Raw genomic sequence first — 26,196 nt, 5'->3', positions numbered from 1 at the left:
ATCGCTATGGACAAAGGTCTTCGCTTCGCTATTCGTGAAGGCGGCCGTACTGTAGGTGCTGGTGTTGTTGCTAACGTTAACGTTTAATACTTATCCTAGTATTTAACTCGTTAGTCAAAAGCCGTTCTCTTTATTGAGAACGGCTTTTTTTATGGATGTTTATAAGTAAAGAAAACTACTGTGGTAGTCATATATGAACATAGCTATCATAGGATTGAAATTCTAGATAGAATCGATTGCATGCAGAATTAATTTATTTCTATTCTAGACTATTGTAATCTGCAGTATAGCTTGATATATTAACGCAGCTTCTTATCAGGTACTCACATTATCAGCCTAATTAAACGGCTAGTTAATAGAGTAGGTATGCTAGATAAGAGAAAACTAGGTAAAAGTAACAATTTTACCGCTAAAGGCTTGCATTTTATGCTCAATATTGTATAATGCTGTCCTTTACACCCATAGGCGATTGGCTCAATTGGTAGAGCATCGGTCTCCAAAACCGAGGGTTGTAGGTTCGAGTCCTACATCGCCTGCCATCTTCTTATCACATCTTTGTTGTACCCCACCATCTCCGAAGCGAGTTCTTTATGAGCAATAATCAAGATAACCTCGAGACTAAGTTATCTGATGCCAAGGCGGTTGCTGGTGGAATGCTGTCTAAAGATAAGCACATCTCAGCGGTCAATACTTCTGCTGTTGAAGTTGCTAAGACTGGCTCAATCAAAGATTTGATTTTGTGGCTACTTGCTGCAGCAGTTTTAATTAGCGGGACTCTGGTCAACCAGTATTTACCTGGCTATTGGCAACCTGCCAATGATGTTTGGGTACGTATTAGTATCATTGTCGCTCTTATTGTATTTGCATTAGTATGCTTGGCATTAACGCATCAAGGCCGCGCTTTTAAAATATTATTAAAAGATGCCGCTGTTGAGCTACGCCGAGTAACATGGCCAGGTAAAGACGAAACCTTTCAATACACATGGCAAGTTATTGTCGTGATTGGTATTGCTGGGCTTTTTGTTTGGCTGTTAGATAATTTTTTCAATTGGTTCGTTGGCATATTTATCGGTTAAATGTTTGAAGTTAAGCACACTATCGTGTATTACGATTTGCTCTAACTTAAACATTGTAACTCAACATTTTACTTATAACGATTAGGAGCGTGACATGCGTTGGTATATTGTCCAAGCGTTTTCAGGATATGAAAAGCAAGTACAGCGTTCATTAACTGATCGTATCAATCGTAGTGACTTCGCTGAATCATTCGGTGACGTATTAGTTCCTACTGAAGAAGTCGTCGAAATGAAAGACGGCAAAAAGCGTAAGAGTGAGCGTAAATTCTTTCCAGGATATGTTTTGATCCAAATGGAAATGAATGACAATACTTGGCACATCGTTAAAGAGTGTCCACGCATTATGGGTTTCATCGGCGGTACGCCTGAAACACCAGCGCCGATTACGCAAGTAGAAGCAGATCGTATCTTGAATCGTTTGAATCAGACTGAAACCGATCCACGTCCTAAAACGCTATTTGAGCCGGGCGAAGAATTATTGGTTATCGACGGTCCATTCACTGACTTTAAAGGTATGGTGGAAAAAGTCGATTACGAAAAGTCTAAACTACATTTGACAGTAAACGTATTTAATCGACCGACTCAGGTTGAGCTTGAGTTTAGTAAAGTTGAGAAGCTAGACTAAACCCACAAAAATTCATCAACCGGGGAGCTTTTAGTCAATAAGCTTATATAGCATGTTGATTTAGCGTTATTACCCATTTAGGAGAGTATCATGGCTAAGAAGATTGATGGTTACATCAAACTGCAAGTGCCTGCAGGCAAAGCAAATCCTTCACCACCGATTGGTCCAGCATTGGGTCAAAAAGGCGTGAACATCATGGCGTTCTGTAAAGAATTTAACGCTGCGACCTCAAACCAAGAGCCGGGTCTACCGATTCCTACTGAGATCACTGTATACAGCGATAAGTCTTTTACCTTCATCATGAAGTCACCACCAGCTTCATACTTACTACGTAAGGCTGCTGGTGTTGCTAAAGGTTCAGGTACACCTAACACTGCTAAAGTCGGTAAAGTTGACCGTGCACAGTTAGAAGAAATCGTTAAGACCAAAGATAAAGATCTAACTGCAGCTGACCTTGACGCTGCTGTTCGTACCATCGCTGGTACTGCACGTTCAATGGGTATTACCGTGGAGGGTGTGTAAATGAGCAAGCTAACTAAACGTCAAAAAGAAATTCAAAGCCGTGTTGATAACGAAAAGCAATACACTATGGAAGAAGCCGTTCAAATCTTAAATGATTTGCCTGCGCTAAAATTCAAAGAGTCTATTGATATCGCAGTAAACTTGGGCGTTGACCCACGTAAATCTGATCAAGTGGTTCGTGGCGCTACCAACCTACCTGCTGGTACTGGTAAAACCAAACGCGTTGCTGTATTCGCTCAAGGCGCTGCTGCTGAAGCCGCTAAAGAAGCTGGTGCTGACATCGTTGGTTTTGAAGACCTAGCAGAATCAATCAAAGCCGGTAATATGGACTTTGATATCGTTATTGCTGCTCCTGATGCAATGCGTGTTGTTGGTCAATTAGGTACTATCCTAGGTCCACGTGGCCTAATGCCTAACCCGAAAGTTGGTACAGTAACGCCAAACGTTGCTGAAGCTGTGAAAAATGCTAAAGCTGGTCAAGCACAGTATCGTGTAGACAAAGCAGGTATTATTCATACTACTATTGGTCAAGTTGGTTTCACTGCTGAGCAAGTTATTCAAAATGCTGAAGCATTAATCACAGATCTAAAACGTGCTAAGCCTGCTACTTCTAAAGGTACTTTCATTAAGAAAATCACCTTGTCTAGCACTATGGGTCCAGGTATCACTATTGATGCTGTTCCTTATCGCACTGCTAAATAATTAAGTATTCACTCTTCAAATATTTTGAATAATGAGTACAAATAAATTCTAAAAAATTAGGTCAGCGTAGCATATGCTACGCTGTCTAAGACCGTAGGTAGAGAGTGGTTTAGCGTCATAGATAGCAATTTTCGAATGGTTAAATATGATAACAAGCTGCTTTTTTTAATCGACTACAGATGAAAATCTCAGTTGTCCTACGCAGACGGTGATCCACCCAGTTGTTGATAAGAGCCGATAGTTCAATCTATCACTTGATGTCATTCTGATAACGGTGCCGTAATCAGTCGTTACTAATAAAATCTATTGCTATAGAGTTTAGAAGTAACGTGTCGTATCAAGTCAGTCTAATTTAGTCGTTTAATAATTGAAAACTTCGGTTTTTAAGAATTAAAATACTGAGCAGATTGATAAGATTAAAGGAGTCAACTTATGGCATTAACGCTAGAGCAAAAACAACAAGTTGTGGCTGAAGTGTCTGAAGTTGCTGCTAATGCTTACTCAGCAGTAGCTGCCGAATATCATGGTATTGGTGTTGCAAAGCTTACTAAGCTACGCGAACAAGCCCGTGAAAAAGGCGTTGTTTTGAAAGTGGTAAAAAATACACTAGCAAGACGCGCTTTTGAAGGCACTAAGTTTGAGAGCATGTCAGACCGTATGACTGGTCCACTACTTTTGGCTTTCTCTATGGAAGACTTGGGTTCTGCTGCTAGAGTCGTTTTCGACTTCAGCAAAGAAAACAAAGCTTTAGAGACCAAATTGGTATCAGTTGGTGGTGTTGTTTATGGTCCAGAAGAGCTAGAGCGCGTATCGAAGCTACCAACTCGCGACGAAGCACTCTCTATCTTGATGGCTACTATGAATGCACCAGTGACCAAGCTTGTCCAGACTATGAACGCAGTTCCTGGCAAGTTCGTTCGCACTGTCGCAGCAATCAAAGACGCAAAAGAAGCTGCTTAATTGCTTGTTTTAACGTAACTTTGAAATCGTTGATTGCATTATATTGCCAACACTATTTGAAAATTTGGCAAGCAATCCAAGCGATATTAAAATCAATTAATTTTTATCAGATAACGGAGAGTTCTCATGGCACTATCTAAAGATGATGTGTTAAACGCAATCGCTGAAATGTCAGTAATGGATATCGTTGAATTAATCAGCGCTATGGAAGAAAAATTCGGCGTAACAGCTGCTGTTGCTGCTGCACCTGCTGCTGCTGGCCCTGCTGCTGCTGCTGCTGAAGAAAAAGACGAGTTTGACGTAGTTCTTGCCAGCTTTGGCGAGAAGAAAGTTGGCGTAATTAAAGCCGTACGTGAAGCTACTGGTCTTGGCCTGAAAGAAGCGAAAGATTTGGTTGAAAGCGCTCCAGCTCCAATCAAAGAAGGCGTTAACAAAGCTGAAGCTGAAGAGTTGAAAAAGAAACTTGAAGAAGCTGGCGCAACTGTTGAACTAAAATAAGTTTAGCAGCTGTACGAAAAAAAGCTGGTAATGCCTTGCATTGCCAGCTTTTTTTTACTATAATTCGTAGCTTGACCTTTTGTGTCTGCCAACATACGTATGCAACAACACGGTGGATACCCATCAAAAGGACAGACGATATACATGCAAGCACACATGCCAGTTATTAAAATCAGTTAATATGAGCTAAACGTCCGTAGATGTTTGGCATTTTTTTGTGTCTGCATGCTTTCCTATTAACACTATAGTTTATACTGATTCTGAAAGTTATAGTTACCCCGATTATTGTTATTTCTGAAAAGCTATTGATCTTAGGTTATCCATATAGAATGATTTTACTGTCAGTATGTAGGCTCGTAGACGGTATATATCAGCGACGATAACAGTTTTGATGATGAATTTTAAACCGCAGTACAAGATATTTTAAATGTATTTGTAAATTGAGCCATAAGGGCAATGTATTGTAGATTATATGATATTGAAATTGTCAGTTTGAGTAGGCATATAGACTGACCTAGACACCAATTCCAAGATTGAATGAAGTGTGCTAAATAAGTATTGATTAGTAAAGTAGTAGTTGACCAAAAGACATGAACTGAACATGAACACCCGTTTTATATTATCGTTTACGTCGCCAAGATACATAATATCTATGCATCATGGCCTCGATTTTAATTTGTTTCCACGTTTACTGTAAGGACTCTCGATGGCATATTCTTATACTGAAAAAAAGCGTATTCGCAAAAGTTTTGCTGAATTGCCCACTGTGATGGACATTCCCTACTTATTGTCTATTCAAGTAGATTCTTACGAGCAATTTTTGCAAGAGCACAAAAAGCCAAAAGCTCGTGAGAATACTGGTTTGCAAGCTGCGTATTCCTCTATTTTCCCAATTGAGAGTCACTCTGGTAATGCTGAGTTACAATTTGTTGAGTACTATTTAGGCACGCCTGAATTTGATGAGCGTGAGTGTATCTTACGTGGTTCAACATTTGCTGCGCCTATGCGTGTCAAAATCCGCTTGATCATCAAAGACAAAGATAGCAAAGATAAAGACAGCAAAGCTGCGATCAAAGATATCCGTGAGCAAAGCGTCTATATGGGCGAAATGCCATTAATGACTGCTAACGGTACCTTTATTATCAATGGTACAGAGCGTGTTATCGTATCACAGCTACATCGTTCACCTGGTGTATTCTTTGACCATGATAAAGGTAAGTCGCATTCAAGTGGTAAAGTGCTTTATAACGCACGTATTATTCCTTACCGTGGTTCATGGTTAGATTTTGAATTTGATGCAAAAGATTTAGTATTTGCTCGTATTGACCGTCGTCGTAAGCTACTTGCGTCAATCATTCTACGTGCACTAGGTCTGACCACTTCTGAAATCTTAGATCTTTTCTTTGATAAAGTAGCTGTGTATAAAGGCGAAGAGACGTTTGAGATTGATCTGGTTGCTGATCGCTTGCGCGGTGAGATGGCTCAGTTTGATATCGTGTCGCCTGAAGGTGACGTCATCGTAGAGCAGGGCAAACGTATCAATGCACGTCGTATCCGTCAGCTAGAAGAAGCTGGTATGACGAAGATTGCTGTACCTGATGAATACTTATATGAGCGTATCTTAGCTGAAGATATCGTGGTTAATGATGAAGTTATTGCTCGTGCTAACACCTTAATTGACCATGAATTATTGGTTAAGTTGAGCGCGTTTGAAGCCAGTGAATCTATCAAAGAATTCAGCATTCTATTCACTAACGATATCGATCAGGGTAGTTATATTGCTGACACGCTACGTGCTGATAGCACATCAAGCCGTGAAGAAGCATTGATCGAAATCTATAAAGTAATGCGTCCAGGTGAGCCACCAACGGTCGAAACTGCTGAAAAACTGTTCGAAAGCATGTTCTTCAATGCAGATCGTTATGACTTGTCAAACGTTGGCCGCATGAAGTTCAACCGTCGTCTAGGGTTAGAATTTGATAATACAGATGATCCAGATATTCAGCGCGCACGTAGTGTTTTGACCAATGCTGACATCGTGAATGTATTAAAAGAATTGATTGAGATTCGTAACGGTCGCGGTGAAGTAGATGATATCGATCACTTAGGTAACCGTCGTATTCGTTCAGTCGGCGAAATGGCAGAAAACCAGTTCCGTGTTGGTCTAGTACGTGTAGAGCGTGCGGTCAAAGAGCGTTTGAGCTCAGCGGAATCTGATAACTTGTCACCACAAGATTTGATTAACTCAAAGCCAGTAGCGGCTGCGGTTAAAGAGTTCTTTGGTTCAAGCCAGTTGTCACAGTTTATGGATCAGAACAACCCGTTGTCTGAAGTTACCCATAAACGCCGTGTATCAGCACTAGGACCCGGTGGTCTGACTCGTGAACGTGCAGGCTTTGAAGTACGTGACGTACATGATACCCATTATGGCCGTGTATGCCCGATTGAGACTCCTGAAGGTCCAAACATTGGTCTTATCAACTCATTGGCAACATTTGCTAAAACCAACAGCTTTGGCTTCTTAGAAACGCCATATCGCCGTGTGGTTGACGGTAAAGTAACGGATATCATTGAATATCTATCAGCCATTGAAGAAGTCGGTACTGTCATTGCACAGGCTGATTCACCATTGACTGAAGATGGCGCACTAAGTGACGAGATGGTCAGTGTGCGTAGCTATGGTGAATTCGTCCGTATGCCGCCAGAAAAAGTGACGCATATGGATGTGTCGCCAAGTCAGGTAGTATCGGTAGCAGCAGGTTTGATTCCGTTCCTAGAGCATGATGATGCTAACCGTGCCTTGATGGGTTCGAACATGCAGCGTCAGGCTGTTCCTACGCTACGTGCTGATAAGCCGTTAGTAGGTACTGGCATGGAGCGCTATGTTGCTCGTGATTCTGGTGTTTGTGTGATCGCTAAGCGTGGCGGTGTGATTGAAGATGTTGATGCATCACGTATCGTTGTTCGTGTAAACGAAGACGAGATGACTGCTGGTGAAGCGGGTATCGATATTTATAACTTAGTCAAATACACGCGCTCTAACCAAAATACTTGTATCAACCAACGTATCATCGTTAACCAAGGTGATGAGATTGCTTTGGGTGATATCTTGGCTGATGGTCCGTCAACGGATCTTGGTGAGCTAGCACTAGGTCAGAACATCCGCATCGCATTTATGCCGTGGAATGGTTACAACTTCGAAGATTCAATCTTGCTATCTGAGAAAGTGGTTAAAGAAGATCGTTTCACCACTATCCATATTCAAGAATTGACGTGTGTGGCGCGTGATACCAAATTGGGTACAGAAGAGATTACTGCTGATATTCCAAACGTTGGTGAAGCGGCATTATCAAGTCTTGACGAAGCAGGTATCGTCTATATCGGTGCTGAAGTTGACGCTGGTGATATCCTAGTTGGTAAAGTGACGCCAAAAGGTGAAACACAACTAACGCCAGAAGAGAAATTGCTCCGGGCTATCTTTGGTGAAAAAGCAGCTGATGTAAAAGACACGTCTTTACGTGTTCCAACATCAAGCAAAGGTACGGTTATCGACGTACAAGTCTTTACTCGTGATGGTGTCGAGAAAGATGCACGTGCAAAAGCGATTGAAAAATCACAGCTTGATAGCTATCGTAAAGATTTAAAAGAAGAGCTACGTATCTTCGAAGAAGCAGCACGTGGTCGTATTGGTAATCTATTAGATGGCCAAAAAGTCAGTGGTGGTTCTGGTCTGAAAGCTGGTACGGTTATGGCCTTGGCTGATATGAAAGATATGAGCCTTGAGACCTTGCTTGATATTCAGCCAGTTGAAGAAGAAATTTCTGAGCGTCTAACGCAAATCGCTGAGTACTTAGTTGATAAGCAAAAAGACATCGATGTTAAATTTGCTGAGAAAAAACGTAAATTGACCGCCGGCGATGACTTACAACATGGTGTCCAAAAAATCGTTAAAGTTTATCTAGCGGTTAAGCGTCGTATTCAGCCTGGTGATAAAATGGCTGGTCGTCATGGTAATAAAGGTGTCGTATCACGCATCATGCCAGTCGAAGACATGCCTTATGATGAACATGGTAATACCGTTGACATCGTATTGAACCCGCTTGGTGTACCATCTCGTATGAACATCGGTCAGGTTCTAGAGACGCATTTGGGTATGGCAGCCAAAGGGTTGGGCGAGAAAATCGATGGTATGCTCAAATCTCAAGCAGCGATCAAAGAGCTACGTGGTTTCTTGGACAAAATTTATAACCAAGTAGGCGGCGAGCAAGTTGATCTTGACAGCTTGAGTGATGATGACATCATGGCGCTATCAGACAACTTACGCGGCGGTGTACCAATGGGTACTGCAGTGTTTGATGGTGCAAGAGAGAGTCAAGTCAAAGACTTGCTAGAGCTTGCTGGTATGGACCGTGATGGTCAGCAGACATTGTATGATGGTCGTACTGGTCAGAAGTTTGACCGTAAAGTGACCGTTGGTTATATGTACATGCTCAAACTTAACCATTTGGTTGATGACAAAATGCATGCACGTTCTACCGGTTCTTACTCACTAGTTACGCAGCAGCCATTGGGCGGTAAAGCTCAGTTTGGTGGTCAGCGCTTCGGTGAGATGGAAGTCTGGGCACTAGAAGCTTATGGCGCGACTTACACGTTGCAGGAAATGCTGACTGTGAAGTCGGATGACGTTGAAGGCCGTACACGTATGTATAAAAACATCGTTGATGGTGAGCAGTATATGGATCCAGGTATGCCTGAATCGTTTAACGTACTGACCAAAGAAATCAAATCATTGGGTATTAATATTGAGTTAAAGCAAACCCATTAAGCACGGCTGGCTGAGGCTACCTTTAACATAGCTTCAGTTAATTATTATCCTTAGTGGTCAATCTAAAAGCAGTACGCGCATAGCTGCTGCTTTTAGTGATTTGTCTCAACCCTATTCATTGCCTTCATTCATCTTATTTGCGTCAACTATACGCTATCAGATGATTATAAAGATAACGGAGAAGCAACTTGAAAGATTTACTCGATATCATGCAAAGCCCTACCGGCAACGGTAACCAAGAGTTTGATAGCATTCAAATTACTTTAGCCTCACCTGACGTCATCAAGTCATGGTCACATGGCGAAGTGAAAAAGCCTGAAACTATTAACTATCGCACGTTCAAGCCTGAACGTGACGGTCTTTTTTGTGCCAAAATCTTTGGCCCAGTAAAAGATTTTGAGTGCTTATGTGGTAAATATAAGCGCCGTAAGTTCCAAGGCGTTATCTGTGAAAAATGTGGCGTAGAAGTTACGACTGCTAAAGTTCGTCGTGACCGTATGGGTCACATCGACTTGGCTAGCCCAGTTGCGCATATTTGGTTCTTAAAATCATTACCAAGCCGCATTGGTCTATTGTTAGACATGACGCTACGTGATATCGAACGCGTTCTATATTTTGAAAGCTATATCGTCACTGAGCCTGGTCTAACTAGCTTAGAAAGATATCAGTTGCTTGATGATGAAGATTACTTCAAAGCCCTTGAAGAGTTTGGTGATGAATTCACTGCTAAAATGGGTGCTGAAGCCGTTCAAGACCTATTAAAAGATATCGATTTAGATATCGAGATTGATGAGTTGCGTGAAGCAATTCCGCAAACAGGTTCTGAGACTAAGCTTAAAAAGATGTCTAAGCGCCTTAAGCTATTAGAAGCATTCCGTGATTCTAATAACAAGCCTGAGTGGATGGTAATGAACATCTTACCAGTACTACCACCAGATTTGCGCCCACTAGTACCACTAGAAGGTGGCCGTTTTGCGACTTCGGATCTAAACGATTTGTATCGCCGTGTCATCAACCGTAACAACCGTCTAAAGCGTCTGCTTGAGCTTAGTGCACCTGATATCATCGTACGTAACGAAAAACGTATGTTGCAAGAATCAGTTGATGCATTGTTAGATAACGGTCGTCGCGGTCGTGCAATCACTGGTAGTAACAAGCGTCCATTGAAATCTTTGGCAGATATGATCAAAGGTAAGCAAGGTCGTTTCCGTCAAAACTTACTTGGTAAGCGTGTCGATTATTCTGGTCGTTCGGTTATCGTTGTAGGTCCAACACTACGTCTACATCAGTGTGGTCTACCGAAGAAAATGGCACTTGAACTATTCAAGCCATTTACTTATAACAAGTTATTGTCTCATGGTTTGGCAACAACGATTAAAGCTGCCAAAAAGATGGTAGAGCGTGAAGAGCCACAAGTGTGGGATATGCTGGCCATGGTTATCCGTGAGCATCCAGTACTTCTTAACCGTGCACCAACACTTCACCGTTTGGGTCTACAGGCATTTGAGCCAGTACTAATCGAAGGTAAAGCAATTCAATTGCATCCGCTCGTTTGTACCGCATTCAATGCTGATTTTGATGGTGACCAAATGGCCGTTCACGTGCCATTGACGCTAGAAGCACAGTTAGAATCACGTGCGCTAATGATGTCTACCAACAACATCTTGTCACCTGCGAACGGTGATCCAATCATCGTACCATCACAGGATGTTGTATTGGGCTTGTATTACATCAGTCGCTCGTCTATCAATGCTAAAGGCGAGAGCATGGTTTTTGCTACCGTCAATGAAGCATTGCGTGCGATTGGTTCAAACGATCTACATGTAAACGCTAAAATCAAAGTACGTGTCACTGAGACACATATTGATGAAGAGGGTAACCAAACCAAAGAAATCAGTATCAAAGATACGGTTGCTGGTCGTTTACTTATCTGGAACATCATGCCTAAAGGTATGACGTTTGATGAATGTAACCAAGAAATGACGAAGAAAAACATCTCTCGTCTGATTAACTCTTGCTACCGTAAAGTAGGCGTTAAAGAAAGTGTCATGTTTGCTGACCAATTGATGTATCTTGGTTTTGCTCAAGCGACATTGTCTGGCGTATCTATTGGTATCGATGACATGGTCATCCCACCACTGAAGAAGCAAATCATCGAAGTAGCAGAAGGCGAAGTTCGCGAAATTGAAGATCAATTCGAGCAAGGCTTTGTAACTGCTGGTGAGCCTTATAACAAAGTAGTTGATATCTGGTCACGTACCAATGATAAAGTCGCTAAGGCGATGATGGATAACTTGGCAACTGATAAAATCTTGAATGCCAAAGGTGAAGAAGAAGAGCAGAAATCGTTCAACTCTATCTTTATCATGTCAGACTCTGGTGCTCGTGGTAGTGCGGCACAGATTCGTCAGTTGGCTGGTATGCGTGGTTTGATGGCTAAGCCGGATGGCTCAATTATTGAGACACCGATTAAAGCTAACTTCCGTGAAGGTTTGACCGTACTACAGTATTTCATCTCAACTCACGGTGCACGTAAAGGTCTAGCGGATACGGCATTGAAAACGGCTAACTCAGGTTACCTGACTCGTCGTTTGGTTGATGTGGCACAAGATTTGGTTATCACCACTGATGACTGTGGTACTGAGCAAGGCTTGCTCATGAAACCACATATTCAAGGTGGCGAAATCATTGAGAAGTTGGGTGAGCTAGTACTTGGTCGTGTCACTGCACGTGATGTCAATTATAACGATGATGCTGATAAAGTATTGATTCCAGCAGGTACGTTGATCGATGAGCATTGGGTTAATGTGCTTGACGAAAACGCTATCGATGATATTTGGGTACGCTCAGTTATTACCTGTAATGTTGAGCACGGCGTTTGTTCACAGTGCTATGGCCGTGATTTGGCTCGTGGTCATAAAGTGAATATCGGCGAGTCAGTTGGTGTTATGGCTGCACAGTCTATCGGTGAGCCTGGTACTCAGTTAACCATGCGTACTTTCCACGTAGGTGGGGCAGCAAGCTCTGCATCTGTGGACAACAGCATCTCTGTACGTAATGCTGGTCAAGCGCATTTCGAAAACATGAAAACGGTTCAACATACAGATGGCCATTTGGTTATCGTATCGCGTTCAGCTGAAATTGCATTGACTGATGATCTTGGCCGTGAGCGTGAACGTTATAAAGTACCTTACGGTTCTAGCGTTCTTGTGAAACACGAAGATCAGGTTGAAGGCGGTCAGACCATCGCTAAATGGGATCCGCACACGCATCCAATTATCACAGAATTTGCTGGTACAGCACGCTTCAGTGACATTACTGATGGTATGACTGCAACAGTGAAAGTTGATGATGCGACTGGTATGAGCTCATTTGAGATTCTAGCTACTCGTGACCGTTCAAGCTCAGCAAAAGACTTACGTCCTGCTATTATCTTGAATACTGATGAAGGTAAAGAAGTAGTTTACTTCCTACCTGCTGAAACTATCATTCGCGTTAGCGATGGTGAAAAAGTAGCAGCTGGTTCGATCCTAGGTCGTGTGCCACAAGCATCATCAGGAACTAAAGATATTACCGGTGGTCTACCACGTGTTGCGGATCTATTCGAAGCACGTCGTCCAAAAGACCATGCGATCATGGCAGAAATGACAGGTGTCGTAAGCTTTGGTAAAGAGACTAAAGGTAAGAATCGCTTCATCATCACCAATGAAGATGGTGAGATTCATGAAGAGCTAATCCCGAAATGGCGTCAAATCAACGTCTTTGAAAACGAGACAGTAGCACGTGGTGAAGTTATCGCTGATGGTCCACAAAACCCGCACGATATCTTGCGTCTGAAAGGACAAACGGCACTTGCTGATTATATCGTTAACGAAGTACAGGACGTTTATCGTCTGCAGGGTGTAAAAATCAACGATAAACACATCGAAGTTATCATTCGCCAGATGTTGCGTAAAGTTGAAATCACTGACGGTGGCGATTCAAACCACTTCAAAGGTGATCAAGCAGAGTATGCTGATATCAAAGCATTGAATGAAAAACTGGAAGCGGAAGATAAATTCCCAGTACAGTTTGAGCGTCAGTTGCTAGGTATCACTAAAGCAAGTCTGGCAACAGAAAGCTTTATCTCAGCTGCGTCATTCCAGGAAACGACACGTGTACTAACTGCAGCAGCCGTTACTGGTAAAGTGGATGAGTTGCGTGGCCTGAAAGAAAACGTGGTTGTTGGTCGCTTGATTCCTGCAGGTACTGGTCTTGCTTATCATAAAGCACGTAAAGAGAAAGCAGATCAAAAGCTACAAGATAAAGATCTTAATGCAGCGTTTGACATGACTGCTAGCACTGATAGTAAAGACTTTGCTAGCTTTGATGAAGCCTTTGCACAAGAGCTGAACCAAGATAACTAATAGTATTAGACATTTTTGATTCACTCTTAGCTTAATAAAAAAGCCAGCCTAAGTTGCTGGCTTTTTTACGTTTATAGATAAGCAAAGCAATGAGAATAATTGGCCTAATGCTATATCTAGTAAGCTAATAAGTCTTAATATAGCGCCGCTATTTTTTAGCTGATATACTTTCTAGCAAGATTGCTCCAGTTATAGTCGGTGAACTACTAAATCGCTACGGCGTTACCCTCCATAGATGTACTACTTGTACAATCTGCAGTCGGCTGCCTTGTACCCATTTTAGAGTTCTTTGACTATAGTAGTACACTCAAGAAGTCATATCATAAGTGGTGTCTCTTTTCACTGGTCATATTTATGATTAATATAAGGATAAGTAGAAAATGGCAGGTAAAACCCGCGTTGCCAAGTATCAAGCTGATCGAACCAACCAAAAACTTTATTTTTGCCGTCTATCTTGCCAGTCAGCAGGAAGTACCAACGATAAGCAGTTATATCAAGCACATTGTGAGACCGCTATTTTTCATCTATACGGGGCTTTTCTTGCATTTACTCAAGAGCTTGGTTATTTCTATAATTTGAATATGCCAGCACCAACATTATCAGATATCGAACAAGCCTTGAGTGAAAGTACGCAAGTATCTCCTGAAATTCAGCGTCTGCAGCAGTTACAGCAGCAAGGATTTTTGGCCAATATAGAGCGTGCTTATCAGCGCTGTCTTTATGCGGTACCACCAGATACAGTTGTTGATGAACAATTAAGCAACGACACGAAGCAGTCGTCAGATCTTATTGTTAATGTGGTTACTTTATCGAACCAATGGTTACCAGATGAATCGACGATACGCGAATGGCGTCAGCAGTTTTTAGAGCTGATTGAACAGCTTCGTGCTGGAATGGTTGAGTTTTAGAAAATCTACCAATAGGGTGGTGTAAGTTTAGTGTTGATAGAAAAGCTGACTGATAACCCTCGTGAAGCGGAACAACATTTTTATAGCCTCAAGACATAAAAAAGCCTGTTTAGTAAATACTAAACAGGCTTTTTTTATATTCAACATCAGTTAATATTTTAGATAGTTTATTCTGGCATCGGTGGAAGCGTTTCAACTGGCGTTACTGATAGTGGATTTTGCGGTACGACATCATTATTACGGCGACTTTCGGTTCTTGAGGTCTGTGAGTTATTTGATTCTGCAGCAGGTTCAGGTGACAATTGCGTCCGCTGTTGTGTTTGCGTAGAAACTGGTTTCTCAGATGTATTGTCGTCAGCCTTACTGGTTCTTGCCGTTTTTTTCTTTTGTCTGGTAGATGTAAAACCTTTATCATTAGGCACCCACTGACGAGGCGTATCTTTAAGCTGGGCTCTCATAAAGTCCATCCAAACAGGTAATGCTGCTACACCACCGTATTCGTGACGACCCATAGTTGTTGGTTGATCAAAGCCCATCCATACAACCGTTGCATTGGTAGGGTGGAAGCCTGCAAACCAAGCATCTTTAGCATCGTTAGTAGTACCTGTTTTTCCACCAATATCATCGCGTCCTAGTGCTTTTGCACGTACTGCTGTACCACGCTGAACAACGTCACGCAAAATATCTGCCATATCAAAAGCAACTCTTGGTTTCAATATTCGAGGAGCTTGTTTGGCCAATCCATACTGAACCGCAGGTGCTTTTAAACGATCCGCTTGTGGGCTAGCATCATAGACACTTAAGTCGATGGCTTTATCATTTTGTTCAGTATCTTCTACATCTTGTTCTGCAACAATTACTTCGCTGTTGGCCGATTTGCTCTCATCTTCAATCGACTGATTATAATTTTCGATTGACTCTTTATTACGCTTTTCGAGATCTTTATTGAAGCATTTGGCACATGCTTGTTGTGGGTTCGCCTGAAATAATAGGTTATTACTATAATTATAAATTTGTTCGATGAAATAGGGTTGTACGCGATGGCCACCATTGGCAAAAGTTGCATAGGCAGTTGCCATCTGTAGAGGTGTTGCTTGCCCTGCACCCAGTGCTAACGATAAAGTGGTTGGGAGTTTCTCTTTATCAAGGCCGAACTGATCTAATAGACTGCGGGTATCTGCGATACCAATGGCTTGTAATAGACGAATAGATACTAAGTTACGAGACAAATAAAGGCCACGGCGTAGAGTGATATCACCCAAGAAGCGTTGATCAGAGTTTTTAGGTTTCCATTCACCGACTTGAATAGGACTATCTGAAACAATAGTATCAGGACGATAGCCTTTTTCTAGAGCCGCTGTATAGACAAGTGGTTTAATCGTTGAGCCTGGTTGACGCCAACCTTGTAAAGCTCGGTTAAACTTGCTGTGATTAAAATCGAAGCCACCCACTAAGGCATTAACGGCACCAGTCGCTGGATTCAATGAAACGAGACTACTTTGTATTTTAGGTACTTGTGCCAGCTGCCAATTGCCATTACTGGTTGGAATCAGGCGAATAATATCGTTCTTATTGACTATTTGGCTGGCATTGCTAGGAGCATAGCCAATACGATTAGCAGAGATGTATTTACTTGCCCAGCGCATGCCTGACCAATTAATGGTTACATTCTCACCTGAAGGCATGACGGCATCAAAACTACGAGAGTTTACCTTGGTTACTTTGGCGGGGGACATATTGCTATAGCGACGGAAGTTTTCCAAAGGCTCATCATTCGCTTCAGCACCTCGCCACCCATGACGATGATCGTAAGCAACGAGACCTTTGAGTACTGCCGCTTCCGCATCTGTTTGTGCTTTACTATCAACCGTAAGACGCACACGCCAACCACTTTGCATGACTTGTTTGCCGTAGCGTTGAACTAAAGTAGAGCGCGTCATTTCTGCCAAATAGGGCATATTGACGTCCAGCTTCTCTTTATAAAGGTTAATACCAATAGGAGAGGCAATCGCTTCATCACGCTGTACTTTAGTAATATAACCTAACTCATGCATGCGCCCGATAATCCAGTTACGGCGAGTTAATGCACGTTCAGGATTGGCCACAGGGTTGTATTTAGAAGGTGCTTTTGGCAGACCAGCTAACATTGCCGTCTCAGCAATAGTGAGATTTTCTAGTGATTTACTATAATATTTTTTAGCAGCGGCACGGACACCGTAGGCACCTTCACCTAAATAGATTTTGTTGACATAAAGTGTCAGAATGTCATTCTTACTTAGCTCATCTTCAATCTTACGCGCTAAGAATAATTCAGTTAACTTACGATTTAAAGTACGCTCTGAACTTAAAAAGTAGTTTTTGGCGACTTGCATTGTGATGGTAGAGCCACCTGTTTGACTATTATCGTCGGTGACTGCTTCAGTCACAGCACGTCCTAAGCCTTTGATGCTAATACCACTATGTTGAAAAAAAGAGGCATCTTCTGCTGCAAGAAAAGCATGAGTGAGATCTTCAGGAATATCTTCGAAAGTAATCGGCAGCGATAAGCGATTGCCATACTGACCAATTAGTTTGTTATCACTACTATATATTTGTAGTGGCATCTCTAATTTTGCCGTCTTGATTTCTTGAGTACTCGGCAACGTTGGCGATAAATACATTGCCATACCGTAAAAACCGATAGGCACAGCAAGGGCTAAGATAACGGCTAATGCTAAACAGGCGACAAAAAGCCCTACCAAAAAATGAATGAGTCGGGCGGTAGCATTTTTTTTGATCATAAGAAGACTTATCAATTAAAATTTGCAACAGATAATGTATTATACCTTGAACAAAATAGGCAGGTCATAATAAATGTGTAAGTTAGACTGAATAACTTATTTAAATGCTTGAATCTATCTATTAAGTAAAGTATTGTATTCAATTATTACAAATAACTATCAGATTGTACACTTAATATAAGGTATAGAGTTTGTGAGGCTATTTACTTCCAAAAGTCAACATTTGATTGGTGTGGATATCTGTGCCACTTCAGTGAAGTTGGTTGACATACAGCGCCAACAAGGCATGTTTCATCTAAAATCTTATGGCATTGAGAGACTGCCGGAAGGTGTAGTCGTCGATAAACTTCTCTTAGATACGGAAGCGGTTGGTAATACGATTACCAGCTTAGCTAAACGTTGCCATGTTACTGGTGCTGACGCTGCTACTGCGGTCTCAGGATCAGCTGTGATTACCAAAATCATTGACATGGATACCACGTTAAACGATGTTGAGCGTGAAGCTCAAATACGTTTAGATGCTGATCAATACGTGCCTTATCCGTTAGAAGACGTTAACTTGGACTTTGAAGTTTTAGGTCCTTCTTTGGCCAGTGATGAGATGGTGCAAGTACTACTTGCCGCATCTCGCTCGGAAAATGTTGACCAACGAGTTGACGCATTAACCTTTGGTGGCTTGAAAACCAAGGTTATGGATATCGAGTCTCACGCCATTGAACGTGCTTTTGGGCTTATGGTAGATAACTTACCAAGTAACCCAGAACTGGTTGCATTGGTTGACATTGGGCATAATCAAACGACTCTATATGTCGCTAAAAATGGTGAATTCATATACAGTCGTGAGCAGTTGTTTGGTGGTGTTCAGTTGACAGAAGCGATACAAAATCGTTATGGACTATCTGCTGAAGAGGCTGCGATTAGTAAGCGTGAGCGTACATTACCTGACGATTACTACCTCGATGTGCTGACTCCTTTTATGGAAAATACCATTCAGCAAATCACTCGCTCATTACAGTTTTATTTCTCCTCAAGTCAATATAGTAGTATCGATCATGTAGTGTTAGCTGGTGGCAGCAGCTCTATCGCTGGTCTTGCAGGTATGGCACAACAAAAACTGGGTGTGACGGTTAGTATTGCTAATCCTTTTGCCAATATGACTATTGCGCCAAATATTGATAATGAGCAATTAACTATTGATGCACCAAGCTTAATGGCCGCGTGCGGTCTTGCGTTAAGGAGCTTCGACTAATGGCTCGTATTAACCTCTTACCCTGGCGACAAGAAGAACGCGAACGTCGCAACAAAGAATTTATAACGTTGGTAGTTGCGGTGATTTTGCTTAGCCTATTGGCTGCATTTGCTTCATGGAGCTACTTTAACAATGCACTTGCTGAGCAGCGTGATGCGAATGCCTTGATAGAACAAGAAAACGTTCTTTTGGATACGGCATTGGTTGAAATTGATAGCTTAGAACAGCGCCGTGAAGATATCATCTCACGTATGCAGGTTATTCAGGACTTACAAGGACGACGTCCTGTACCTGTACGTCTATGGGACGATCTTGCTAAAGCTATGCCGCCTGCGCTTTATTTAAACAATCTAAAACGTGAAGGTGACACACTTACTTTAACAGGTCGTGCTGATAACCCTTATGTTGTGTCAAGATTGATTCTAAATCTTGATAATAGTAAGTGGATGGGTGATTCTGCAGTGAGCAACATTCAACAGAATATTAGCGCTTATGAATCCGCACCAGTGCTTAACAATACAGTCACTAGTGGTGAGAGCTCTCGTCCTGTTTATCCTGAAGACAGCTATGTTCAGTTTGTGGTAACGACTAAAGTTCAGTCGGAGACCGCCGCACCTGATGATGCCAGTACTGGGCCTGGAGGTGAGTTATGAAACTTAGCCGTAAAAAAAGCCTAATCAAAACCAAAAAAACTGCCTCGAAATCACAGAAACAGTTTGATTTACAGGAGTTTCGTCGCAGTTTCGAATCGTTAGATTCAGACAACTACGGCAGCTGGCCGCTACCCGTAAAAGTCACGGTAATTGGTCTTATCATTACGCTTATAGCAGCATTGTCATGGTCTCTACCGATTAGTAGTAAAATTGATGAAATAACTGCTGCTGAAAGCCAGCAAAATACGCTGCTTGAGAGCTACCGTGAAAAAGAATCACGTGCGCGTCATTTAGAAGCCTATAAAGCACAAGTTGTTCAAATGGAAACAGAGTTCAATACTTTATTGGACCAGTTACCAAAAGATACTCGTGTGTCAGAGTTGGTAGAGGGTATCAATATGACAGGTGTTGGCAGCAATATACGCTTCCAAGATATTTCTGTAGAACCTGAAATTGAGAATGAGTTCTTTATTGAGCAGCCTATTCGTATTGCAGCTTTAGGTGAGTTTCATCAGTTTGGTAGCTTTATCAGTGGTCTTGCAGCACTACCACGAATCATTACGATGCATGATTTCGAAGTCAGCAACCCACAGCCAACCTTAGATGTCTTACCAGAACTTAATTTGGTACTGAACACAAAGACGTATCGCTCGAAAGAAGCTGATCCTGAAGCTGTTGATACGGTCGCTACTACTGATAATGCAGGAGGCAACTAATGACTATTCAAAAACTGCCTATGCTACTGGCTTTAAGCGTTGCTGTTTTATCAATGACAGGATGTGCTGATCGTATTGGTATGGCAGAGCAGGCAATGACGGACATCCGTAATAAGCCTGCAAAGCCCATCGATCCACCGCCCAAAGCTGAGCTTGTAGAAGACTTTGTCTATAGCGCCAGTGCACAGCGTAGCCCATTTTTGCCACCTAGTCTGGTCAATACACAAGGTCCTAGCACTTCTATCGATGGTGTTCGTCCTGACATTACCAGAGTAAAAGAGCCACTTGAGCAATATGAATTGTCACAACTGGTCTTTCGCGGCGTCGTTGTTTCACCTGAAGGTCAGCGATATGCGTTAATACAACGTCCTGATGGTTCAGTCGCGAGCGTTAAAGTAGGTGATTATCTTGGAGTAAATGACGGCCGTATTGTTGAAATCACGCCGACTCAGATTAACTTGATTGAAATTGTGCCAGACAGCCGCGCAGGGTTTGTTGAAAAACCCCAGTCGCTGGTTTCCCCTATAAGCTAAGTCGGCAGATTTTTGAGGAATAAATAATGACAGTACGCAATAACAAGGTAATGATGATGAGCAACCGCGTAACTTCTGCTTTTGCCATTTCAGCATTGGCAATCAGCATGGTAGCAGTGAGTAACAGTGCCAATGCTGCACAGCGCATTAATAACGTCTCTGTGGTACAAACTGCTCCAGCAGTAACGCAAATACGTTTAGGATTTGCAGGCGTGCCAGTACTGCCTGCAGCCTATCAGCTTGATGATCCTAGCCGCTTGGTACTAGATTTTGAACAAGTGCAAAATGGACTTGCAAGCCGCTTTAGCGAATATAATATCGGTATGGTAAATGATGTTACTACCTTAAGTAGTGACAGTACCACGCGCCTTATTGTTGGTTTAAAACAGACAGGCACTTATACGACGACGATTGACGGTAATGATTTAGTATTGACCATTACTGATCCTAGCCGTTCATTGAGGACCAATGACCCTGTTCAAGACGTACTTAATAATACAATCACAACGACACCGATTGTAGAGACGAGTAGCGCATATACCGCTGTTGATACAACCAATAAGACTGTGACTAAAAATCAAGTACCAGCCGATACGATGGTTGTCAGAGTGAATCCACTGCTAAGTCCACAACTTGCTGCGTCGCAAGTAAGAACGCAATATAGCTATGATGGTTTGAGTGCGGTTAATTTTGCAGCAGGAAAAGATGGTGGTGGTAACGTCAGTATCGCCCTGACTAATGAGGCCATTCCAGTTGACGTACAACGCCAAGGCAATAAATTGGTAGTAAACCTAACTGGTAGTACAGTGCCAAGAAATCTATTACGCCGTCTGAATATTAATAGCGGTCTTGTTAATAGTATTGATACCAAAAACCAAGGTCAAAATGGTGTCATTACTATCAATATGACTGAAGATTATGAGTATCAAGCCTATCAGTCGGGCAATCAACTAAATATTAGCATCAATAAGCCGGCGTTATTACGTGAGCCGACGCTTGAAGAGCGAGTATATAGTGGTGAGCCTTTGTCTATGGAGTTCCAAGACGTTGAGATTCGCAGTGTCTTAGATATCCTAGCTCAGTTTACTGAAATGAACATTGTGGCTAATGATTCAGTCTCTGGCAATATCACTTTGCGTCTTATCAACGTACCGTGGGATCAAGCGCTTGATATCATCTTGAAAAGTAAGAATCTAGGTAAGCGTGAAAATGGCAATGTAATTTTGGTAGCACCTGCTACTGAACTGGCTGAGCAAGAAGCGAAAGAGCTTGAAGCACAGCAAGCAGTTGAGTCATATTCGCCACTGCGCACTGAATACATTCGTTTAAGCTATGCCAAAGCGCAAGATGTTTTGACGCTGATATCTCAGGGTAAAGGCTCATCTAGTAGTAATTCTACTAGCAATACGAATGACAATAATACTTTATTGTCCAATCGTGGCACAGTAACAGTTGATGAGCGTACCAATACTTTAATTATTAAAGATGTGGCTGCCAGTATTGAAAATATTCATAAACTGATTGCAAAGATTGATGTTCCAGTTCGTCAAGTCATGATTGAAGCGCGTATTGTCAGTGCTTCGGATAGCTTTAGCAAAGAAATTGGGGTAAGTTGGGGTATCTTGTCTGATGGTGCTGCTAGTAACAGCAGTTTATTGGTTGGTGGTAGCGATCAAACCTTATGGGATCTCAGAGATTTTGACATAGACAGTGATGCTGGTACGGTTTCATACGATATTACTCGTCCTGATAATTTAAACGTTGATCTTGGGGTTTCTAATCCTGCTGGTAGTATTGCGTTTGGTTTGCTTGGTTTGTCAGGTTATACACTAGATCTTGAGTTATCAGCCATGCAAGCGGATAATCGTGGTGAGGTGATCTCTACGCCTAAGATTTTGACCGCAGATAAGCAAACGGCCAAAATCTCTTCTGGTACGCAAATTGCCTATCAAGAAGCATCGGCAAGTGGTGCGACCACAACTAGCTTTATAGAAGCTGCACTTAGTTTAGAAGCGACACCGAACATCACACCTGATGGCAAAATCAGTCTAAACTTAAACATCAAAAATGGCGCGCCAACGGTTTATAATGGCGCCGTGGCCATTTCTGAAGATTCTATCTCTACTAATATCATCGTAGAAGATGGCCAAACAGTTGTACTTGGTGGTGTCTTCAAAAACCGTATCGCTGACGGCGTAGAAAAAGTACCATTCTTAGGTGATCTGCCTTATGTTGGTCGCTTATTCCGCAAAGATACCCGTAGTAATGAAAAAGAAGAGTTATTGATTTTCATCACCACTAAACTGATTAATGATGGTGTTAGTCGTTTAGACTAATGATGATATTAGGTGTGTGAAGCAAAATTAATACTTTGTTATCTCACAAAAGAAAAAAGCAAGCCTAAGCGCTTGCTTTTTTCTTGCCCTATTTTTACTATTAGCCAAGTTTGACTGGTAATAATAAGGCCTCATTACTAGCCAGAATATCGATGACGTTGTATGATAGCTAATTTAACTGAGTAAGTATTATGGTTGAGGAATTGCCATCGGTGTTTTTAGTAGGACCGATGGGAGCAGGTAAGACGACTATCGGTAAATTGCTTGCTAAGCAGTTAGGTCGCACCTTTGTAGATAGTGATTGGTATGTTGAATCGCAAACAGGCGCTGATATTGCTTGGATATTTGCTAAAGAAGGTGAGGCAGGCTTTCGTGAGCGTGAGACACGGGCTATCGATGAGCTGACCCAAAAAAACCAAATCGTATTAGCGACTGGTGGCGGTGCCGTTATGTGTGCTGAAAATAGAGCGTTTTTACAGCAACGCGGTATTGTGGTTTATTTAAATGCGCCCGTTGATGTGCAGATGGCCCGTACTGCTAAAGATAAATCACGCCCATTACTACAGCAGCCTAATCCTAGAAAAATACTGCAAGACTTATATAGCAAACGCGATCCACTATATCGTCAAGTCGCCCATATTATTATGCCAACCGGACATACTTATCCCCGTCATATGGTCAGTCAGCTCTTACAGCAATTAGCGTCGTTTAATAACTCTGCGACGATAACGCCAGAACATAACGAAAATGAATCATAAGTCATAAGAAACCAATAGCACCTCAATTATGATTACTCACATTTAGCGACTTTCATCTCATTCACAATGCTTAAGGAGTGTTGGCAATGCCACTGTTTCATGATGGTTTGACCGTTCATACGCAAAGTCATGACTATCCAATTGTCATTACTGAAAACACTGCGATAGATAATAGCAGTATGGCAAAACAGGTAGCGCCATATATTAGTGGTCGCCAAGTACTGATTGTCACCAATGAGACGGTAGCGCCTTTGTATCTAAGTGCGTTAGAAGAAGCGTTGACAGAGCAGTTTACGGTTAGAGTCTGTGTACTGCCAGATGGTGAGCAATATAAAGATCAAGCCAGTATCAACCAAATTTATGATGCATTGATGGCGGAGCATTTCAATCGAGACGTCACGCTTATTGCGTTGGGTGGCGGCGTCATTGGTGACATGACAGGTTTTGCTGCAGCAAGCTTTATGCGTGGGGTGGATTTCATCCAGATTCCAACGACGCTTTTGTCGCAAGTGGATTCAAGTGTGGGTGGCAAGACGGGTATCAATCATTCTCAGGGTAAGAATATGATTGGCGCTTTTTGGCAGCCCCAAATGGTGCTTGCTGACATGAGTACGCTCAAAACTTTGCCTGCTCGTGAGCTATCAGCAGGGTTGGCTGAGGTCATCAAATATGCGCTCATTATGGATGAGGCATTTTTAACCTGGCTTGAGGAAAACTTACCTGCAATGATGGCATTAGATTTGGCTGTACTTGGCGAGGCGGTCAAGCGTTGTTGTCAGTATAAAGCGGACGTGGTTGCACAAGATGAGAGAGAGTCCGGTGTGCGTGCGTTGTTGAACTTTGGTCATACCTTTGGTCATGTGATTGAAACGCATCAAGGCTATGGTAATTGGTTGCATGGTGAGGCTGTTGCTGCAGGTATGTTACAAGCTGCCGAGCTGTCACAAAAAATTGGCTGGTTAACGGTCGAGGAAGTCGCTCGTATTAAACGTATTTTAACATTGGCAAATTTACCCACTACCGCACCACCTATTGATACACAGACTGCTTTAAATCTGATGGGGCATGATAAAAAAGTGAAACAAGGACAAATTCGCCTTATTTTGTTAAAATCACTGGGTAAGGCTGTATTGACCGATGATTTTGATGCCCAGCTTCTGACAGAAGTGTTATCGCAATCGAGCGTATAATGTATCAAAAAATCAGCTTTCATAAGTGCATACTGAAATTAAGCGCTTATAAGAGCTGATTCACAGTAATGCTAATGACCTGTGCATCTATTTAATGCAGTCAATTTTATTTTTACCAAGGATATTCCCATGGCAGCATTAAGACCGACGCCGCATAGCGCTAGCCAATCTTATCGACGTCAAGCATTGATCTGGCTGGTAGTCACTTTGTTATTAGGCGTGCTAACGGCTCTGATTTGGATGTTTAGTCAAACGCCAGCGATGGGTGCCAAAATTGAAAATGCGCCGATATCTGCACCGGAAACACTGAGTACTGAGCTTGAGCAACCTTTAAAAATTGAATCGTTGCATGAGCTAGATACGGATGTACAGCCACTCAGTTTTGATGCAGCGATTCAAGATTTGCGTAATTATCCCGATGAGTTCAAAGACAAGGGTTATCTGCTGGCCAATAAAGGTAAATGGACTGTACAGGTGATGAATGTCGCTGAAAACGATGTGATTATTAGTTATCTAGAAGGTCGCAAAGACCGTAACAAATTTGCTTATTTCCGTTATCTCGATGATGAAAAGCAAATGCGTTATATGCTGACTTATGGACTGATGAGTAGTCCACAGGAAGCGGTTGGAGCAGCCAAGCTTATCGACTTTAGATTACCTGCTGATGTGCGTGTGTTACCAGAAGAAATTAATCGATATGTTGGTATTATCGATAACTACACGCGTGCTGATCCAATGAAAGATTTGAGCACCAAACGTACTCGCTCTATTGACTTAAAACCGACTAAGCGTGAAGTACCAGTACGTCAGAAAAAACCAGTTGCTGAAACCGCAGAAAGCAATACAAATGGCACTGAAAGCATTCGTCAGTCAGCGGATACCTCTGACACCTTATCTGTTAATGAACAGCGTACTGTGGTGAACGAAGAGCAGTCATCGTCTGTTACGACGACGAAAGATGACGGTGCTACTAGCAAAGCTGAACAGGATAACAAAAAGCCTGCATCAGGTGCTGACACCACTCCTCCAAAACCTCCAGTAGTGCCAACACCGAAACCACCAGCTGCTACGCCAAAGTCACCAGTAATACCAGCAGCTAAGACGCCGAGTACGGCTAATAGTGCAAATTCTAGTAACACAACTGCTAATGCCAACACTCCTAAAAATGGTAATGACAGCATAAAAGCACTGATAGAAGCCAAAAGTAATTAATATTTCATTATCATTATCATTATAATTTAAAAACCCACTAACGAATAATTAGTGGGTTTTTTATGGCGCGTTATATAGCATTCTATTAACATCAAAAATAAGGGCTTTGATGGGATAAGCTCAAATTAATTACTTCAGCCAAACATAGTAATAGCTACTTCACATTAAGTTTTGCACACAGTTTTTAGTTGTCTTATAACCAATAGTAATAAGTTCTCTTACAAAATATGGTTGATGAATCCGTAGA

At 42.1% G+C, this 26,196-nt stretch carries 19 protein-coding genes and 1 tRNA gene; 19 read left to right on the top strand and 1 reads right to left on the bottom strand.

Annotated features, from left to right (window positions below; translation table 11 throughout):
• From AAEY75_RS11715 to AAEY75_RS11665, 11 genes are all read left to right on the top strand, one after another.
• Positions 1-87 (top strand): EF-Tu C-terminal domain-related protein (locus tag AAEY75_RS11715; RefSeq protein WP_502944405.1); only part of this gene is annotated, 87 nt, incomplete at its 5' end.
• 376 nt (positions 88-463) lie between these two features.
• Positions 464-539, top strand: a tRNA-Trp gene (locus tag AAEY75_RS11710).
• Between the two features lie 51 nt (positions 540-590).
• Complete coding sequence (gene secE, locus AAEY75_RS11705) at positions 591-1,076, top strand: preprotein translocase subunit SecE (protein WP_352259665.1); 486 nt, start codon at positions 591-593, stop codon at positions 1,074-1,076.
• 94 nt (positions 1,077-1,170) lie between these two features.
• Positions 1,171-1,701 (top strand): transcription termination/antitermination protein NusG, encoded by a 531-nt coding sequence (gene nusG, locus AAEY75_RS11700; protein ID WP_110924116.1) that lies wholly within the window; start codon positions 1,171-1,173, stop codon positions 1,699-1,701.
• A gap of 90 nt (positions 1,702-1,791) precedes the next feature.
• Entirely contained in the window at positions 1,792-2,223 is a 432-nt protein-coding gene (gene rplK / locus AAEY75_RS11695) for a 50S ribosomal protein L11 (RefSeq protein WP_110924115.1), read from the top strand.
• Positions 2,224-2,925, top strand: coding sequence for a 50S ribosomal protein L1 (gene rplA, locus AAEY75_RS11690; RefSeq protein WP_110924114.1), 702 nt, complete (start codon positions 2,224-2,226; stop codon positions 2,923-2,925).
• 432 nt (positions 2,926-3,357) lie between these two features.
• On the top strand, positions 3,358-3,885 hold the full coding sequence (gene rplJ, locus AAEY75_RS11685; protein ID WP_110924113.1) for a 50S ribosomal protein L10: 528 nt from the start codon (positions 3,358-3,360) through the stop codon (positions 3,883-3,885).
• Between the two features lie 126 nt (positions 3,886-4,011).
• On the top strand, positions 4,012-4,383 hold the full coding sequence (rplL, locus tag AAEY75_RS11680) for a 50S ribosomal protein L7/L12 (RefSeq protein WP_011514491.1): 372 nt from the start codon (positions 4,012-4,014) through the stop codon (positions 4,381-4,383).
• A gap of 706 nt (positions 4,384-5,089) precedes the next feature.
• Positions 5,090-9,208 (top strand): DNA-directed RNA polymerase subunit beta, encoded by a 4,119-nt coding sequence (rpoB, locus tag AAEY75_RS11675; protein WP_352259664.1) that lies wholly within the window; start codon positions 5,090-5,092, stop codon positions 9,206-9,208.
• Between the two features lie 188 nt (positions 9,209-9,396).
• Positions 9,397-13,614 (top strand): DNA-directed RNA polymerase subunit beta', encoded by a 4,218-nt coding sequence (gene rpoC / locus AAEY75_RS11670; protein ID WP_352259663.1) that lies wholly within the window; start codon positions 9,397-9,399, stop codon positions 13,612-13,614.
• Between the two features lie 380 nt (positions 13,615-13,994).
• Positions 13,995-14,522: a DUF6586 family protein gene (locus tag AAEY75_RS11665; RefSeq protein WP_110924110.1), complete on the top strand. Its 528-nt coding sequence runs from the start codon at positions 13,995-13,997 to the stop codon at positions 14,520-14,522.
• A 167-nt stretch (positions 14,523-14,689) separates the two neighbouring features.
• On the opposite strand, the gene AAEY75_RS11660 is transcribed toward AAEY75_RS11665, so the two are convergent.
• A complete protein-coding gene (locus AAEY75_RS11660) occupies positions 14,690-17,302 on the bottom strand; it encodes a penicillin-binding protein 1A (protein ID WP_352259662.1) in 2,613 nt (870 codons plus the stop codon).
• Positions 17,303-17,495: 193 nt separating this feature from the next.
• Between AAEY75_RS11660 and AAEY75_RS11655 the strand changes: the two genes are divergently transcribed.
• The 8 genes from AAEY75_RS11655 (at position 17,496) to AAEY75_RS11620 (ending at position 25,949) form a co-directional block, all read left to right on the top strand.
• Positions 17,496-18,551 carry a pilus assembly protein PilM gene (locus AAEY75_RS11655; protein WP_110924108.1) on the top strand — a complete coding sequence of 352 codons (1,056 nt, stop codon included), beginning with the start codon at positions 17,496-17,498 and terminating at the stop codon, positions 18,549-18,551.
• On the top strand, positions 18,551-19,204 hold the full coding sequence (locus AAEY75_RS11650; protein WP_197102256.1) for a PilN domain-containing protein: 654 nt from the start codon (positions 18,551-18,553) through the stop codon (positions 19,202-19,204). Before AAEY75_RS11655 ends, AAEY75_RS11650 begins: the two co-directional genes overlap by 1 nt.
• Positions 19,201-19,920 (top strand): type IV pilus inner membrane component PilO, encoded by a 720-nt coding sequence (locus AAEY75_RS11645; protein ID WP_197218137.1) that lies wholly within the window; start codon positions 19,201-19,203, stop codon positions 19,918-19,920. The genes AAEY75_RS11650 and AAEY75_RS11645 overlap by 4 nt, the downstream gene beginning before the upstream one ends.
• On the top strand, positions 19,920-20,453 hold the full coding sequence (locus AAEY75_RS11640; RefSeq protein ID WP_110924105.1) for a pilus assembly protein PilP: 534 nt from the start codon (positions 19,920-19,922) through the stop codon (positions 20,451-20,453). Before AAEY75_RS11645 ends, AAEY75_RS11640 begins: the two co-directional genes overlap by 1 nt.
• Positions 20,454-20,479: 26 nt before the next feature.
• Positions 20,480-22,789 (top strand): type IV pilus secretin PilQ, encoded by a 2,310-nt coding sequence (locus tag AAEY75_RS11635; RefSeq protein WP_352259661.1) that lies wholly within the window; start codon positions 20,480-20,482, stop codon positions 22,787-22,789.
• A gap of 191 nt (positions 22,790-22,980) precedes the next feature.
• Positions 22,981-23,547 (top strand): shikimate kinase AroK, encoded by a 567-nt coding sequence (gene aroK / locus AAEY75_RS11630; protein ID WP_197102250.1) that lies wholly within the window; start codon positions 22,981-22,983, stop codon positions 23,545-23,547.
• Between the two features lie 86 nt (positions 23,548-23,633).
• Positions 23,634-24,737: a 3-dehydroquinate synthase gene (gene aroB, locus AAEY75_RS11625; RefSeq protein WP_197218139.1), complete on the top strand. Its 1,104-nt coding sequence runs from the start codon at positions 23,634-23,636 to the stop codon at positions 24,735-24,737.
• A gap of 129 nt (positions 24,738-24,866) precedes the next feature.
• Positions 24,867-25,949 (top strand): hypothetical protein, encoded by a 1,083-nt coding sequence (locus tag AAEY75_RS11620; RefSeq protein ID WP_197218140.1) that lies wholly within the window; start codon positions 24,867-24,869, stop codon positions 25,947-25,949.
• The last annotated feature ends 247 nt before the right edge of the window (positions 25,950-26,196 follow it).

Source organism: Psychrobacter sp. TB55-MNA-CIBAN-0194 (assembly GCF_040309505.1).
In the GTDB taxonomy this organism is placed as follows: Bacteria; Pseudomonadota; Gammaproteobacteria; order Pseudomonadales; family Moraxellaceae; genus Psychrobacter; species Psychrobacter fozii.
Note: the sequence above shows the minus strand (reverse complement) of the source record. Positions and strands in the feature narration are given on the sequence as shown.